General features: G+C 72.3%; 12 protein-coding genes. 9 read left to right on the top strand and 3 right to left on the bottom strand.

The genetic code is table 11. The features are described 5' to 3' along the window. Positions 1-56: 56 nt before the first annotated feature. Both IF54_RS0133860 and IF54_RS0133855 read right to left on the bottom strand, forming a co-directional pair. Positions 57-1,892 carry an alpha-galactosidase D gene (locus IF54_RS0133860; RefSeq protein ID WP_030325848.1) on the bottom strand — a complete coding sequence of 612 codons (1,836 nt, stop codon included), beginning with the start codon at positions 1,890-1,892 and terminating at the stop codon, positions 57-59. Between the two features lie 29 nt (positions 1,893-1,921). Further along, complete coding sequence (locus IF54_RS0133855; protein WP_030325841.1) at positions 1,922-3,100, bottom strand: ROK family transcriptional regulator; 1,179 nt, start codon at positions 3,098-3,100, stop codon at positions 1,922-1,924. Between the two features lie 92 nt (positions 3,101-3,192). Between IF54_RS0133855 and IF54_RS0133850 the strand changes: the two genes are divergently transcribed. The 7 genes from IF54_RS0133850 to IF54_RS0133820 all read left to right on the top strand — a co-directional run bounded on the left by IF54_RS0133850 (position 3,193) and on the right by IF54_RS0133820 (position 11,759). Then, on the top strand, positions 3,193-4,416 hold the full coding sequence (locus IF54_RS0133850; RefSeq protein ID WP_030325839.1) for a serine hydrolase domain-containing protein: 1,224 nt from the start codon (positions 3,193-3,195) through the stop codon (positions 4,414-4,416). A 69-nt stretch (positions 4,417-4,485) separates the two neighbouring features. Then, on the top strand, positions 4,486-5,874 hold the full coding sequence (locus tag IF54_RS0133845; protein WP_030325837.1) for a CAP domain-containing protein: 1,389 nt from the start codon (positions 4,486-4,488) through the stop codon (positions 5,872-5,874). Positions 5,875-5,986: 112 nt separating this feature from the next. Then, positions 5,987-6,664, top strand: coding sequence for an AIM24 family protein (locus IF54_RS0133840; protein WP_030325836.1), 678 nt, complete (start codon positions 5,987-5,989; stop codon positions 6,662-6,664). A 199-nt stretch (positions 6,665-6,863) separates the two neighbouring features. Continuing rightward, complete coding sequence (locus IF54_RS0133835) at positions 6,864-7,922, top strand: tetratricopeptide repeat protein (protein ID WP_030325835.1); 1,059 nt, start codon at positions 6,864-6,866, stop codon at positions 7,920-7,922. Then, positions 7,919-8,893, top strand: coding sequence for a polyprenyl synthetase family protein (locus IF54_RS0133830; RefSeq protein WP_030325834.1), 975 nt, complete (start codon positions 7,919-7,921; stop codon positions 8,891-8,893). Before IF54_RS0133835 ends, IF54_RS0133830 begins: the two co-directional genes overlap by 4 nt. A 100-nt stretch (positions 8,894-8,993) precedes the next feature. Then, complete coding sequence (locus IF54_RS0133825; protein ID WP_030325833.1) at positions 8,994-9,953, top strand: threonine/serine dehydratase; 960 nt, start codon at positions 8,994-8,996, stop codon at positions 9,951-9,953. A 162-nt stretch (positions 9,954-10,115) separates the two neighbouring features. Then, positions 10,116-11,759, top strand: a complete 1,644-nt coding sequence (locus IF54_RS0133820; protein WP_030325832.1) for a serine/threonine protein kinase — start codon at positions 10,116-10,118, stop codon at positions 11,757-11,759. A 40-nt stretch (positions 11,760-11,799) separates the two neighbouring features. On the opposite strand, the gene IF54_RS0133815 is transcribed toward IF54_RS0133820, so the two are convergent. After that, entirely contained in the window at positions 11,800-13,218 is a 1,419-nt protein-coding gene (locus IF54_RS0133815; RefSeq protein ID WP_030325831.1) for a serine hydrolase domain-containing protein, read from the bottom strand. A 103-nt stretch (positions 13,219-13,321) separates the two neighbouring features. Between IF54_RS0133815 and IF54_RS0133810 the strand changes: the two genes are divergently transcribed. Together IF54_RS0133810 and IF54_RS0133805 are read left to right on the top strand one after the other, a co-directional pair. Continuing rightward, positions 13,322-14,293: an LLM class F420-dependent oxidoreductase gene (locus IF54_RS0133810; RefSeq protein ID WP_030325830.1), complete on the top strand. Its 972-nt coding sequence runs from the start codon at positions 13,322-13,324 to the stop codon at positions 14,291-14,293. A gap of 122 nt (positions 14,294-14,415) precedes the next feature. Then, positions 14,416-15,507 (top strand): hypothetical protein, encoded by a 1,092-nt coding sequence (locus tag IF54_RS0133805; protein ID WP_030325829.1) that lies wholly within the window; start codon positions 14,416-14,418, stop codon positions 15,505-15,507. The last annotated feature ends 50 nt before the right edge of the window (positions 15,508-15,557 follow it).

Below are 15,557 nucleotides of genomic sequence, written 5' to 3'. Positions count from 1 at the left end.
TGACTCGGTCAGGACATGACTCGGTCAGGACATGGCTAGGTCAAGACGTCGCTCGGTCAGGACTTCGGGACGTCGATCCGGTCGAGGTCCGGCGCGTAGCCGTCGGCGCCGCTGTCGAAGGTGATCGTGTTGGCGCCCGCCCGGAGCGTCACGGGCACGTACACGCTCGCGACGGTCCCCCAGTCGCCGGTGGCGGGGAGCTTGTGGCGGGTGGCGCCGCCGCCGTTGGCCGAGACGTCCACCGAGCGGGCGTCGCCGCTGATGTAGGAGATCTTGATCTGGTAGGTGCCGGCCTTGGCGACCGTCACGTCGTTGAAGGTCAGCTTGCCGCCGAGGTACAAGTTGCCCACCTTCTTTCCGTTCGAGCAGTCGGAGCAGTCGCCGACGGAGGCGTTGCCCGCGAGGGTGTTCGCGGCGGACTCGGCCTCGTAGCCGGTGTACGTGAGCGCGGTGCCGTGCGGGGTGACCGTGAACAGGCGGGAGCCGTGGGCGGGCAGGGCCTGGGTGACCTTATTCCTGAAGGTGCCGAGGTTCTCGTGGTTCCACAGGTCCCGGACGGCCGCCGTGCCGGTGAAGCCGAGGTTGGTCCAGTCGGCGGTGACGGCGGCGGGGACGTCGGCGAGGTTGAACAGGGCGACGGTGTAGGTGCCGTCGGGGTTCTTCGACGCCCAGACCTGCTGCGGGTCGGACGGGGTGACCGGGTGGGCGGGCGGGTTGGGGCCCTGGTTCAGCGCGATGACCTCGCGGTTGGTCAGCAGGGCGAGGCCGTAGGAGTCGAGGCGGGTGAGGTCGTCGCCGGTGTAGAGGGGGGACTTGGCGATGGCCCACAGGGTGGCGTAGCTCTGCCGTTCGGCCTTGGTGAGGCCGTCCATCTGTCCGTTGCCGACGTCGAGGGAGTCGAGGTCGTTCCAGCCTCCGGGGCCCGCGTGCCGGGTCCAGGCCGGGGTGTCGTCCCAGCGGTCGTCGACCGAGTTCTCCCAGCTGACGAGGGTGTTGCAGTAGCACTCGACGTCGGTGTCGACGCGCCAGCCCTGGGAGTACTTCTTCCAGTCGGCGGCGTGTCCGATGTCCAGGGACCAGGACAGTTCGAGGTGGATCGGGCGGCCCGTGCCGGCTATCGCCCGGTGCCAGGCGGCGACGTCGGCAACGTTGTCGTACTGGTCGCCGCTCTTGCCCGAGCCGGGGCCTACGCCGTCGAGCTTGAGGAAGTCGTAGCCCCAGTCGGCGATCAACTGGGCTTGCGAGTCGATGTACTTGCTGGTGCAGGGCTTGGTGAAGTCGAGCTTGTAGGCGCTGTCCCAGCCGTTGGTGGTGCGCAGGTCGTCGTAGACGATGTCGGCGGTGGTACAGCCGTCGGCGTTCCGGATCGGGGTCCTGCCGTCGCCGTAGGCCGCCTTCTCCAGGCCGGCCGGGAGATAGATGCCGGCCTTGAGGCCCTTGGCGTGGATGCGGTCGGCAACAGCCTTCATGCCGTTGGGGAAGCGGACCGGGTCGGGCTTCTGGCGGCCGTACCGGTCGAAGCCGGACTTCCAGCTCTTGTCCATCCACCAGCCGGCGTCGATGTTGACGTACTCGTAGCCGTACTTCTTCAGCTTGGCGGCCAGGGCGTCGGTCTGCTTGAGGACGTTGGCCTCGGTCAGGTAGCTGTAGTCGCCGTCCGGGTTGAGGCCGGGGTACTTGGAGGACTGCATGCTCCAGCTGGACCAGCCCATGTAGGGCTTGGCGGCGGGGGCGGTGGAGGCGACGGCTGGGGTGTCGGCGGCGGGGACGGCCGCGGGAGTGTCGGCGGCGTGGGCCGTGGGGACGGCGACCGTGGTGAGGGCGAGCACCAGCAGGGCTCTTGCGGGCAGCAGGGCTCGCGCGGGCATGGCGAAGTACGAGGATGACCGCATGGGTCGTACCTCCAATGGGGTGCGGGTTCTTATCGGCTCGTGTCCGGGGTGATGAAGGACTGGATGGCGGTGGCGGCGGCCCCGCGTGCCCACTCCTCGAAGGGCAGCGGACGGGTGCGGACGTCGCACTGGGCGGCGGAGCCGAACGCGGCCGTGACGAAGGCGTCGCGGATCTGCTCGGCGAACAGGTCGTAGGCGGCGAGTCCCTCGCCGGAGATGATCACGCGTTCGGGGCCGAGGAGGTTGGCGACGGTGGCGATGCCCCGGCCGATCGCCTCGCCGGCGCGGGCGTACACCTCCCGGGCTCCGGCGACGCCCTCACGGGCCAGGGCCAGCGCCTGCTCCGGGTGGGTGAGTTGCACGCCGGTGGCCTCGCGGACCTGCCGGACGATCGCGGCCTCCCCCGCGATCGCCTCGACGCAGCCGCGGTTGCCGCAGTGGCAGAGCGGGCCGGCCGGGTCGACGGTCACATGGCCGATCTCGCCGGCCACTCCATGGGCCCCGGCGACCACCCGGCCGTGCACCACGAGTCCGCAGCCGATGCCGGCGCCGACGGTGACGACAGCGAAGTCGGACAGGCCCGCACCGGCGCCGAACCACTGCTCGGCGACCGTCAGGGCGCGTACGTCGTTGTCGACGGTGACCGGCAACCCCGTGGTCATTCCGGCGAGTTCGGCGAGCGGGACGTCACGCCACTCCAGGAAGGGCGAGTAGCGCACGGTGCCCTCGCCCCGGTCGACGTCGCCGGAGACGGCTATGCCCAGGCCCAGGACGGGGGCCGCGGAGCCGTCCGTCTCGGCCAGGAGCCGCTCGACGAGTTCCGCGATGCCCGAGAGCACTGTCCGGGGATCGCGGTCCGGCAGGGGCAGGTGCCGGGCGACCCGGACACGGCAGCACAGGTCGGTGAGGACGCCGATGATCTCGTCGCCGGTGACCTTGACCCCGAGGAACAGGGCCCGTCCGCCGTCCACCCGGACGAGGTTGGCGGGCCTGCCCAGGGCGGGGCGGGCCTCCTCGTCCGCGCCCTCCACCAGGTAGCCGGCCTCGATGAGGGGGCGGACCGCCTTGGTGACGGCGGCCGGTGACAGTCCGACACGCCGGGACACCTCCAGTCGGGCGAGGGGCCCGTGGGAGAGGACGGCGGTGAACACCTGTGAGGCGGCTGGGGTGTTGGCGGGAAAGGTCTCGGCGCTGGAGGTGGGGCGCATGGTCGGGAACCTAGGGGGATTCTTTTCCGACGTCAATAAAAGAAGCAGAATCGCCTGTGCCGTTGCTGTGCTCAGCCAAGGAGAAGAGCCGGATGACATCTGTGAGAGTGCTCGTCGGGACGGTGGCCGGGGCGGTCCTGCTGCCCCTGCTCGCGAGCCCCGCGCAGGCCGATTCGCCCACCGGACCCGCGGTGGATCTCGCCGGTCTGCGCGGCGTGTTGCGTTCCGCGCTGGCCCAGGGCGCACCGGGTGCGATGGTCCGGGTCGAGGACCGGGGCACGGTGTTCCGGGCCGCCGCCGGGGTCGCGGACCGCGGGAGCGCGCGGGCGATGGCCGACACCGACCGGTTCCGCATCGGCAGTGTCACCAAGACGTTCACCGCCGTGGTGCTGCTCCAACTGGTCGACGAGAAGAAGCTGACGCTCGACGCGCCGGTCAACCGCTATCTGCCGGGGCTGCTGCCCGACGACCGGATCACCGTGCGGCAGGTGCTCGGCCACCGCAGCGGGCTCTACGACTACACCAACGACATGTTCGCCAGGACGGTGCCGGGGTTCGAGGCGGTCCGCAAGCGGGTCTTCACCCCCGAGGAGCTGGTGAAGCTCTCGCTGCGCAAGCCGCGCACGAGCGCGCCGGGCGCGGTGTACTCGTACTCGAACACCAACTTCGTGATCGCCGGGATGCTGGTGGAGAAGCTGACCGGGAACCCGGTGCGGACCGAGTACCAGAACCGGATCATCGCGCCGCTGAGGCTGAGCGACACGTTCTACGTACACCCGGGCACGAAGATCCCGGGCCGGTACGCGCGCGGCTATCTCACCCCGGACCAGGCGGGCGCGCCGCTCGTCGACGCCACCGAGCAGACCGTGTCGTGGGCGCAGGGCGCGGGCGCGCTGATCTCCAGCACCCGGGACCTGAACACCTTCCTGTCCGCGCTGCTCGGGGGCCGGCTCACCTCGGCGGCGCAACTGGCCCAGATGGAGAAGTGGTTGCCGTCCTCCGGGACCGGTCAGGCGTACGGCCTGGGGCTGCGCCGCCGTGATCTGTCCTGCGGGGTCTCGGTGTACGGCCACACCGGCGCCGTGCAGGGCTTCTACACCTACGCGTTCGCCTCGAAGGACGGCAAGCGGACGCTGGCCGCGGTCGCCAACACGTCCAACAACGGCACCGTCCTCAACACCATGCTGCGCACCCTGGACTCCGCGTTCTGCGGCAAGGCGACGAAGGCTGTGGGCAGCCCGGAGAGCAGGGCTCCGCGGGGCAAGGCGCCGGCCGAGCGGCACGAGGACATGGCGCCGGCGGTCCCGTTGGACTGAGTCCGGGCGGGGAACCCCCGGTGCCCGGTGGGCGTTGCTCCCTGCGGACGACGACACCAGGGCGGCACGATGAACGAGTTGGTACCCGGGGGCAATCTGCCCCTTCCCGAGGGGGCCGTCACCGTGCGGGTGACCGGCCCCTTCGACGTGTCCGCGCTCGTGACGGACGAGGGCGGCAAGGTCCGCGGCGATGCCGACTTCGTCTTCTACAACCAGCCCTCGGCTCCCGGCGCCCTGCTCTCGGGCGACACGCTGACGGTCGATCCGCGCCGCCTGCGTGCGGACGCCGCCCGGGTCGCGGTGGTCGTGAGCCCGGCCGACCCCGCCACTCCCCTGGGCCGACTGCCCGTCCCGGTTCTCGAGGTATCCCGTGTGGGCGGCGGGGCGCTGGCCCGGTTCACGCCACCGCTGCCACGGCAGGAGACGGTGCTGCTGCTCGCGGAGCTCTACCGCCGGGGCGACGGCTGGAAGCTGCGGGCTCTCGGGCAGGGGTACGCGGACGGACTCGGGGGTCTGGCGCGGGACTTCGGCGTGGAGGTGGCGGACGAGACACCGACGACCGCGGGGGCCGGCGCGTCGTTGCCGTCTCCGCGACCTGCGGCACCTCCGATACGTGCGACACCCCCGGCGCCGCCCGCTCCCCGCCTCGCCCCCACGTCCCCCTCCCCCGCGCTCTCCGCCGACCTGGACACCTTCCTGACACTGGTCAACTCGGCCCGAGGCAAGGCCGGTTCGGCCCCGGTCGCCCTCGACGCCCGCCTGACCCGAGCTGCCCGCGCCCACGCCTCCGCGATGGCCTCCTCGGGACGCCTCGGCGTCGAGGGGCCGGACGGTGTCTCCGTGTTCCAGCGGGTCACCGCCACCGGGTACACGTACGTCACCGTCGGCGAGCACCTCGTCTCCGGTCCGCGCAACCCGTCCGAGTTCGTCGAGTACTGCCTGCGCACCGAGCAGCCCCGGCGCACCCTGCAAGACCCCGCCTTCACGGACGCCGGCCTGGCGTACGTCTCCGGGGGCCGCTCCGGCGACACGTACTGGACGGCGTTGTGGGCCAGGCCCCTCACCACCTCCGATCTCGCCCGGTCCGTCGACGAGGTGGTCGTCCTCACCAACCGTCAGCGCACCGGGGCCGGCCTGCCGCCCCTCGCCGCCGATCCCCGTCTCGCCCGTGCCGCGCAGGCGTACAGCACCGACATGGCGGCCCGTGCCTTCTACTCGCACACCTCGCCCGAGGGCACCCAGCCCTGGGACCGGGCCGCCGCCGCGGGCTCGACCCGGCGCTCGATCGGGGAGAACATCGCGTGCGGACAGCGCTCGGCCGCCGAGGTCGTCGAGGGCTGGATGAACAGCCCCGGGCACCGCGCCAACACCCTGAAGCCCGGCTTCACCCACATCGGGGTCGGCTTCGCGGGCGGCGGTCCGGCGGGCACGTACTGGACGCAGCTGTTCGGCGGCTGATTCCCGCACGGGACTTCACGAACCGGACTCCCGGCGCCGAACTTCCCGCCCCGAACGTCCCGCACCGGCCGGGATCTTGGCGGAGGGAAGCGCTCCGGGCCAGGATGCCCCCATGAAGGGTGACCTCTTTTCCAGTGAGCACATGGTGCAGCCGGCCACCGCGCCGGGCATGACGGTCGAGAACGCGAAGTGCATCCGGTACGCGGTGCACGGCGAGATGCTCGCCCGCCAGGGGGCGATGGTCGCCTACCGCGGCAATCTCCAGTTCGAGCGCAAGGGCCAGGGCGTCGGCGGCATGCTCAAGCGGGCCGTCACCGGTGAGGGGCTGCCTCTGATGGCGGTGCGCGGCCAGGGTGAGGCCTGGTTCGCGCACGAGGCGCAGAACTGCTTCATGGTCGACGTGGAACCGGGTGACGAGTTCACGGTCAACGGCCGCAAAGTCCTGTGTTTCGATGCCTCGTTGGCGTACCGGATCTCGACCGTGAAGGGCGCGGGCATAGCGGGCGGCGGTCTCTTCAACAGTGTGTTCAGCGGCCACGGCAGGCTCGGTCTGGTCTGCGAGGGCAATCCGCTGGTGATTCCGGTCGCCCCCGAGTTCCCGGTGTACGTCGACACCGACGCGGTCGTCGGCTGGACCGCTGGCCTGGGCACCTCGCTGCACCGTTCGCAGTCCATCGGCTCGATGCTGCGGGGCGGTTCCGGCGAGGCGGTGCAGCTGATGCTCCAGGGGTCGGGCTACGTCGTCGTACGACCGAGCGAGGCGACGCCGCAGAAGGCGCAGCAGCACTGACGCCCCGGTACAAGGTGCGTCGGCTCGGACACGTCACGCCGTGATCTGCGCCTCACAGGCAACCCGTCCGGCTCCGTCCACGTCTTGATCGGCAACAGGTGAGCCCCGGCCCCCGGGCCGGGGCTCACTTTCGACGCACTATACGCACCATGTATACGCGGCATGTATAGATGGGGTGTATACCGACGGAAAGGCATGCATGTACGGCAAGGCATTCGCCCCCGAGTACCAGGGCGCCCTCACCTCCCTCTCCGTGAACTCCTCGCTGGACGACGTACTGGCCGCCGGCATCGAGCAGTTGCGAACGGCCGAGCGGGCCGGGCGGCACGCTGAGGCGGCGCGTTCCGGGCTCGCGGTCGCCGAGGCGCAGCGCCGGCTCGGGCGGATCGCCGACGCCGACCTGGCCTGGAAGGCCAGTTACCGGGCCGCCCGCCGGGCCGAGGACACCGCGGGGAGGGCGTGGGCGCTGTGGAGCGGCGGCACCCTCGCCCGGCAGCGCGGTGAATTCGCCCTCGCCCGGCGGCTGCTCGGGCTCGCGGCCGAACTCGGCGAGCGCGGCGGGGATGTCGTCGTGCGCGGCTACTCGCTCGCGGGGCTGGCCGAGACCGGCCGCATCCAGGGCGACTACGAGGCGGTCGGCAGGCTGCACGAGCAGTTGCTGGCCGAGGCCAGACGGCGCGGCGAGGCCAGGCACACGGTGTGGGCGCTGTCGGGCATCGCGCAGATGCACCGCAACACGGGCTCCTACGACACCGCGTTCGCCATGTTCGAGGAGGCGGCCCGGATCGCCGCGGACGCCGACGACCGGCGCGGCCACGCCTGGGCACTGCGCGGGCTCGCGGACCTCGCCTCGGTGCGGGACGGCGACACCGAGCGGGCCCTCGCCCTGCTGTCGGAGGCGGAGTCGACCTGCCGCGCGATGAACCTCTCCAGCGCGCTGGCCTACAACCACAAGATGCGCGGCAACGTCCTCTACCGGGCCGGGCGTTACGCCGAGGCGCGCGAGCTGTACGAGGAGGCGCTGGCGGAGTTCCGCGCCATGAGCGAGCCGCGCGGGGAGGCGCTGGCGCGGCTGGGGCTCGCCAAGTCCCTGGCCCGCCTCGGCCGCGACCGGGCGGAGACGGCAGCCGAACTGGACGATCTGGCACGGGTGTTGGAGCGGACCGGGCTGCGGCACGCCCGGGAGATGGTGGCACGGGCCCAGGAGGAGTTCGGCGTGCGGGCAGAGTTCGGCGTGCGGGCGGAGGCGGTCCGGTGACGACCCTGACCGCACCCGAAGTCCTCACCCGCTGCCGCGCGTTGGTGCGGCCCGCGCTCCGGGAGGCCGTCGGCCGGCTGCACCCCTGGGTCGGGGAGATGGCCGCCTACTCCTTCGGCTGGTGCGAGGTCGGCGGCACTCCGGCCGACGCGTCCGGCGGCAAGGGCGTACGGCAGGCACTCGCCGTGCTGGGCGCCGAGTCGGCCGGCGCGCCCGCGCAGGCCGGGGTGCCGGCGGCGGTCGCCGTGGAGCTGGTGCACGTCTTCTCCCTGCTCCACGACGACATCATGGACGCCGACCCGACCCGCCGCGGCCGCCCCACGGTGTGGAAGGCGTACGGCACGGGCCCGGCCGTCCTCACCGGCGACGCCCTGTTCGCCCTGGCCGTGGAGACCCTGGCCGACTCCGGCGCCGGGGCCGTCCGCCTGCTGTCCACCGCGCTCCGGGACCTGGTCCGCGGTCAAGCCGACGACCTCCTGTTCGCCACGCGTCCCTGGCGGGGCCCTGAGCGGGTCGGCACGCAGGAGTACCGGGTCATGGCCGAGGGCAAGACCGGGGCACTGCTGGGCTGCGCGGCCGCGCTCGGCGCCCTGCTCGGCGGGGCACCGCCCGCCGACGTGGCCGCGCTGGACCGGGCCGGACGGCACCTGGGCGTGGCGTTCCAGATCGTGGACGACGTCCTGGGCATCTGGGGCGACCCCCTGGTCACCGGGAAGCCGGTGCACGGCGATCTGCGGGAGCGGAAGAAGACGTTCCCGGTCCTGGCCGCCCTTGGCGCTCCGACCCCCGCGGCGGCACGCCTGGCCCGGCTCCTCGCGGCGGACGCCGACCCCGAGGAGGTCGCGACCCTGGTCGAGAAGTGCGGCGGCAGGGCGGCCGCACTGGCCGAGGCGCGCCGTCACATGGTGTCGGCCGAGAGGGTGGAGGCGCTGCGGCCGCTCCTGGACCACGTGCTGCGACGCGACCTCTGACGCCCCGCACGCCGAGTTGACCGACGGCCGTCCGCCGGGACAGGGTGCGAAAGGACTTCCCTCCCGGAAGGAACACCGTCTTGTCGGAAGGAACACCGTCTTGATCGGGATCACGGACATCGAGCGGCAGGCCGGGCGGATCGCCGAGCACGTCGTCCGCACGCCGACCCTGCCCAGCCCCGGCCTGTCCGCGCTGCTCGGTGCTCCCGTCACCGTCAAGCTCGAACTGCTCCAGCGCACCGGCTCGTTCAAGGCGCGCGGGGCGACCGCCAAGCTGGTGTCGCTGAGCGAGGCGGAGCGGGCGGCCGGGGTCGTGGCGGTCAGCGGGGGCAACCACGGGATCGCCCTCGCCCACATGGCCGCCGCGCTCGACGTCAAGGCGACGGTGGTGATGCCGCGGTCGGCGCCCGCCCGTTCCGTGGAGATCGTGGCGGCAGCCGGTGCGTCGCTGCGGCTGACGGACGACATGGACGGCGCGTTCTCGCTCGTGAACAGGCTGCGGGACGAGGGGCTGACGCTGGTCCACCCCTTCGACGACCCGCTGGTGATCGCCGGACAGGGCACGGTCGGAATGGAGTTCGCCGACGACGCGGACGACCTCACCGACGTCCTGGTCAGCGTCGGGGGCGGCGGTCTGATCGCCGGAGTCGCGGCGGCGCTGAAGGCCCGCCGTCCGGGGGTCAGGGTCTGGGGCGTGGAGACCGAGGGCGCCGAGGCCATGTCCCGGGCGCTCGCCGCGGGCGGGCCGGTCCCGGTCGCGCTGTCCTCGGTGGTGTCCACGCTGAGCGCCCCAGCCGTCTCGCAGCTGACGTACGAGCATGCGGCGGCGCTGGTCACCGAGGTTCTCGTGGTGCCGGACCGGGAGGCCGTCCAGGGCTGCCTGGACCTCGCCGACCACGCCAAGGTGTGGGGCGAACCGGCGGCCGGCTGTCTCCTGCCCGCCGCCCGGCGGGTGCTGGAGCGGGTCGGTGACGACTGCCGGCTGGGTCTCGTGGTGTGCGGCGGCAACACGACCACCACCGACGTCATGACGTGGGCCGAGCGGTTCGGACTGCGTTGAGGGGCTGTCCGACTCCGTTCGCTGTACTGACTTCTGCGTCAGATATCGACCGGGCGCCGACCGGCCAGAAAGCGGATTCCACCGGTTGGGGAATTGATTGAACAGACCCCGCCGCACCCGCCGTACCTCTGTGAAAGGTGAGAGCCAGGGGTTCAGCGAAGGATGACCATGGTCAAGGCGCACGTCTCCGCACACGAGTTGCTCGCCGGACGGTACCGGCCCCTGGACGTCCTGCATCGCGAGACCAACCGGATCTGCTGGTACGGCGAGGACGTCTCGACCGAACGCCCATGTCTGCTCACCGAGATCGGGCTCCCGGCCTCCACCGACGAGGAGACCGCGCTGCGCACCGCCGGGGGCGTCGTGCGGATGTCCAAGACCATGCGGGTGGTCGCCCCCGGCCGGATCGCCACGGTCGTCGACGCCGTGGTGCAGGACGGCGCCCTGTGGACGGTCACCGAACCCGTCGACGGCGTCCTGCTGGGTGAACTCCTCGCCCGGGAGGGGACCTTCGACCCGGTACGGGCGGCACGCGTGGGCCTGGAGCTGCTGGAGGTGCTGGAGGCGGCCCACGGCGAGGGCATCACGCACGGCGAACTCAGCCCGGGCCAGGTGTTCGTGCGCGACGAGGGCTCGGTCGTGGTCACCGGTTTCGGCCTGGCCGGCGCGACCCTCGCCCCCAGGCTGTCGGCACCCTCGTACGCCTCCCCCGAACAGGCCCGTGACGAGCGCATCGGCCCGGCCTCGGACCTGTGGGCGCTCGGCGCGATCCTCTACACGCTGGTGGAGGGGCGCCCGCCCTTCCGGGACCGCGACCGTCCCACGGCCACCCTGAAGGGGGTCGACCGGTTGCCGCTGCGCGCCCCGGTGCGGGCGGGCCCGCTCACCCCGACCTTGCAGGCGCTGCTGCGCAAGAACTCCCAGGAGCGGCTGAACCGGTGGGCCGTGCGCAACGCCCTGCTCAGGGTCCTCAGCGAGGATCCGGGCGCGGAACCGCCCGAGGAACCCAGGCAGCGGCTGCGCGGGCTGCCCGGCGTGGCTCCCAGCCGCAGCGGCCGCCTCCTGATCGCGGGCACCGCCCTGGCCGTGGTCGCGGTGGCCGCCGTCGTCCTCACGGTCACCAAAGCGCTGCCCGGCAGCGACTCCACGACGACCGGCGAGGCTCCCGCCCCGTCCGCCTCGGCCTCCGCGCCCGCCCCGGCCCCGCCGTCCCCGTCCGTCTCCCCGGCGCCGTCCGCGTCCGCCTCAACGCCCGGGAACCGCGTCGACGAGTCCCCCGCGCCCGCGACGCCGACGCCCACGCCGACCAAGTCGGCCTCACCCACCGCGGGGACCGGCCTGCCGCCCGGGTTCCGCGTGTACCACTCCCCCGAAGGCTTCTCCCTCGCGCTGCCCAAGGGCTTCAAGCCGTTGGCCACCAAACGCCAGGAGGACCTGGCCTACCGTGTCACCTTCGGCGCCACCGGCGACCCGCGCACTCTCGCCGTCACCTTCAGCAAGGCCGTGGGGTCGGACGCGGTGGCCGTGTGGCGCGACGACGTGGAGCCGGGGCTGGAGGACCATCCCGGCTACGAGCGTCTCGGCGACATCCGCGCGTTGACCTACCAGGGCCACGAGGCCGCCGACATGCAGTGGGTCGAGGAGGTCGACGGCACCCGGGTGCGCACCTTCGGCCGCGGTTTCCTCATCGGCGGCGGCCAGGGCTACTCCCTGCGCTGGACGACCCCGGCGGACGGCTGGAACGACGACGCGAACCAGGAGGCGCTGAAGACCTTCCTGAGCACGTTCCGGGTGCCGCAGGCCTGAACCCGGGCCGCCTACCCGTCCGGGTTCTCAGCCGCGCGCCTCACACCGCCCCGCGCGGTGCCCGCATCCGTCGCAGCGGCCCGGTGTGCAGGGGCCTGGTGCGCCAGTGCGCGGTGAACGTCCGGTCGTCCGGTGAGCACGTCACCAGCAGATGGTGCGGGGTCTCCAGGAAGGCCAGGTCGACGACGAGGGCCTGTGCGTCGGTCCAGCCGCCGCTCACCGCGACGGGCAGCGGCTCGTCGACGACCGTCCAGCCGTACGTGCCGAGCACGTCCCCGAGTTCCAGCCGCTCACCGTCGTCGACCAGGGTCACCCGTCCCCCGGGGCCGACCTCGACCGCGGCGAGGGTCGGTTGGTCCGTGCAGGTGCCGGTGGCGGGGGTGAACACGGTGGTGCTCTCCGCGTGGGCCGCCTTGCCCGCGGCCGGCGGCAGGGCGAGCCGCGTCAGCCGGTCGGCGAGGGCCGTGTCCGCCGCGTCCCGGCCGGTCAGCGGACCGGAACCGAAGGCGGGGAGGAGATGCTCCCAGGCCAGGTCCAGGACCCGCTGCATCTCCTCGGTCTCCGAGGTGATCGCCAGCACCGCGTCCTGCCCGGGCAGCACCACGCAGAACTGGCCATACGCACCGTCCCCGCGATAACCGTGCCGGCTCATCCAGAACTGGAAGCCGTACCCCTGCTGCCAGTCCGGCCAGCCGGCTTCGAGCCCCGCCTCGTGCGCGATCTGGGTGCGCGTCGCCTCGGCAACCCACCGCTCGGGCAGCAGCCGTTCGCCCTCCCACACACCGCCGCGCAGATACAGCAGGCCCAGCCGGGCGATCGCGTCGGTGGTGGCGTGCAGACCGCTGAAACCGATCTCGCGGCCGCTCCGGTCACGGATCCAGGCCGTGTCGCCGATGCCGAGCGGCTCGAACAACCGGGGCCGCAGGTACTCGGTGAGTGTCTGTCCGGTGACGCGCTGCACGATCGCGGCGAGCGCGTAGGTTGCGGGCTGGTTGTAGGCGAAGACCGTGCCCGGGTCGCGGTCCGGCGGGATCAGCAGGAAGCCCCGGACCAGTTCGTCACGGTCCCGTGCCAGCGCGCGGTCCACCGTCTCGGCCTCGTGCCCGCTGGCCATCGACGCCACGTGCCGTACGAGCATCGCGCGGCTGCGCGGGTCGGTGACGTCGGCCTCGAACTCCGGGAAGTAGGAGATCACCGGGTCGTCCAGCCGGATCAGCCCCTCGGCCGCGGCGAACCCGGCCGCCGTGGCCGTGAAGCTCTTGCTGAGCGAGTAGAGGAGCTGCGGCCGTTCCGGGGCGTACGGCGACCACCAGCCCGAGGCCACGACCTTGCCGTGACGCAGCAGCATCAGGCTGTGCGGCTCGATGCGCGGGTCGGATTCGAGGGCGTCGAGGAAGGCCTCAAGGCCGGCGGCGTCGACGCCCTGGGCTGCGGGGGTGCTCGTGGGCAGGGAAGTCATGTCGGCATCCTGCCCCGTTCGACGCTCTTGATCGAGAGCCCCGGGTGATCGGGAAGCCGTGGAAGACCCGTTTTCGCCGGCGGTCGGCGGGGACCCGGAACCCATGGTGCAAATCGGATACACGATGATGACCGAGCAGGCCGGGCCGCGTGACCTCGTGAGCCATGTGGTGCGGGCCGAGGAGGTCGGCTACGACTTCTCGGTGACCTCGGACCACTACTTTCCGTGGCTGCGGTCGCAGGGACACTCGCCGTACGCGTGGAGCGTGCTCGGCGCGGCCGCGCAGGCGACCTCGCGCATCCCGCTGATGACGTACGTGACGTGTCCTTCCTTCCGCTACCACCCCGCGGTGGTGGCGCAGAAGGCGGCGACCATGCAGCTGCTCTCGGAGGGCCGGTTCCGGCTGGGTCTCGGCTCGGGCGAGAACCTCAACGAGCATGTGGTGGGCGGCGGCTGGCCGGCGGCCGACGTACGGCACGAGATGCTGGAGGAGGCCGTCGAGATCATCCGCGCGCTCTTCGAAGGCGGTCATGTGAACCACCGCGGGAAGCACTTCGACGTGGAGTCGGCCCGGCTGTGGGACCTGCCGGACGAGCCGCCGCAGATCGGTCTGGCCGTCTCCGGTGACCAGTCGTGCGCCCTGGCCGGGCGGCTCGCCGACCTGGTCATCGCGACCGAGCCCAAGGCGGGCCTGCTCGACGCGTTCGACCGGCACGGCGGCGAGGGCAAGCCGCGCGTGGGCCAACTGCCCGTCTGCTACGACCCCGACCGGGACACGGCGGTCAAGCGGGCGCACTCCCAGTTCCGCTGGTTCGGAAGCGGCTGGAAGGTCAACTCCGAGCTTCCGCACCCCGATGCGTTCGAGGCGGCCACGCAGTTCGTCACCCCCGACGACGTGGCGGCGTCGATCCCCTGCGGGGACGACCCGGACGACTTCGTCGAGGCGGTACGGCCTTACGCGGAGGCGGGGTTTACCGAGATCGCCATGGTGCAGATCGGCGGGGACACGCAGCCGGAGTTCCTGGACTGGTCCGAGAAGACCCTGCTGCCCGCGCTGCGCGACGCGTTCGCCTGAGCGGGAGGATTGCCGGGGCGGCACCCAGGGGTGCAATAGGCTTCCGAGCTGCACAGGACGCGGCCCGAAGGTGGTGCCGCGCCCCTGTGCGGTCCGAACGAACCTGCCCAGGAGACGCACCCGTGACCACAGCGATCGACCCGTCCGAGACGCCCGCGCAGACCCCGGTCGACACACCGGCCGAGATCTGGGTGGAGCCCTCGGCCGCGCCGTCCGCCGCCCCGCTGTCCGACCTCGTCGCACGGGACGCCCGTGAGTTCGGGGTGTACGCGCGCACCGGCGGCTGGGCCTTCGGCCTGATGGTGGCGCGCAGCGTGCGGCCCGGCGGCCAGGGCGCGGACGAGACGCCGAAGGTGTCCGCGAAGGAGTTCGCCGAGCTCGCCGGCTGCTCCCCCGAGCGGGTCATGCGCTACTACAAGGCCTGGGACCGGGCCGCCGACGACGGAATGGTGCCGCACTTCGAGGCGCTGTCCCCGGGCCAGGAGGTGGAGCTGCCGGACGCGGACGTGTGGCTGAGCTACTACTCCTCCCGCAGCAGCGCAGGCTCCGACCGCGGCACCGCCATCGCGGAGGCCGCCGAGGCCGAGGGCATCCGCCCGACGAAGGCCCTGGAGGTCGCCGAGAACCCGACCGCGCTGCGCGCCGCGATCCTCGCCGACCCCTCCACCGCCCGGGCCGCGCGCAGCGCGCTGCTCGACCGCATCAAGGAGGACCCCGAGCTCCAGGCCTCGCTCGCCAGGGACGTCGTGCGCACGGACGACCTGAAGAAGGCCGTGGCCACCGAGAGCCGGGCCGCCGACCGCATCGGGTACGTGCGGCAGATCGCCGAGTCAGGTCAGGTGAAGACCCCCGCCGGGCAGACCATCGACGCCCCGGCGGACCTGCGCGAGGAGGCCGAGCGCCATCTGTCGCTGCTCGCGGAACTGGAGGAGGACGAGGACACCGGCGAGTGGGCGGCCGAGGCCTTCGACACCATGAAGTCGCTCGTCGCCGAGGCCGTGGAGGCCGATCCCGAACTCCGGGTCCAGGAGCGGCGGACGAAGTTCTACAGCAGCCTCCAGAAGGCGACCAAGGCCTTCGAGGAGCTGACCTTCGACGACGCCCAGGACTTCTACGAGGACGACATGGTCCAGCAACTGGAGGAACTCCAGCGCGCCATCGCCTCCTGCATCACGTCCTTGCGCGGCGCGAAGGGGAATCACCCGGAAGGCTGAGCATCTTGGCCGGATGAGGGGTACTAGAGGGCTCTACCCCGTTGCCCCGG

The organism is Streptomyces sp. NRRL B-3229, from assembly GCF_000719505.1.
GTDB lineage: Bacteria > Actinomycetota > Actinomycetes > Streptomycetales > Streptomycetaceae > Streptomyces > Streptomyces griseorubiginosus.
This window is presented reverse-complemented; position numbering and strand designations above follow the sequence as displayed.